General features: G+C 64.3%; 1 protein-coding gene and 1 pseudogene. One reads left to right on the forward strand and one right to left on the reverse strand.

Going from position 1 to position 387, the window contains the following annotated elements; translation table 11 throughout:
* Window positions 1-133, reverse strand: a 133-nt coding sequence (locus tag GWK61_RS61410; protein WP_194922416.1) for an NmrA family NAD(P)-binding protein, incomplete at its 3' end; no start/stop codon positions are given.
* A 69-nt stretch (window positions 134-202) separates the two neighbouring features.
* On the opposite strand from GWK61_RS61410, the pseudogene GWK61_RS61415 reads away from it, so the two are divergent.
* A pseudogene (locus GWK61_RS61415) lies at window positions 203-280 on the forward strand (winged helix-turn-helix transcriptional regulator); the annotation flags it as partial.
* Between the last annotated feature and the right edge of the window lie 107 nt (window positions 281-387).

Raw genomic sequence — 387 nt, forward strand, 5'->3', positions numbered from 1 at the left:
AGGTCACGCCGGGGAGCTGCTCGGCCGGGAGGCTGCGGCTCAGGGAGGTCACCTGGTGTCCGCGGGCCGCGGCCTCGCGGATGATGTGGCTGCCGGTGTAGCCGGTGCCGCCAATGACGGTGATGGAGGTCATGGGGTGCCCTGTCTTCTCGTCGTTGCGATCCTGAGATTTTCGACCTTGACGTGAGCGAGCCTAGAAGAGATGGCCACCGTCTCGCAGAAGATGCTCACCCAGACGCTGCGCGAGCTGGAGCGCGACAGGCTGGTCACCCGGCAGGTCGGTATTCGGCCGATCCGGCGGCCGAGTCCGGGGTCGGATGATCCGACGGATATCGCCAGAGAATGTCGCGGAAATGTGAATCAATTGCAGGTGCCGCGGATTTTTTG

The organism is Catenulispora rubra (assembly GCF_015356825.1).
In the GTDB taxonomy this organism is placed as follows: Bacteria; Actinomycetota; Actinomycetes; order Streptomycetales; family Catenulisporaceae; genus Catenulispora; species Catenulispora rubra.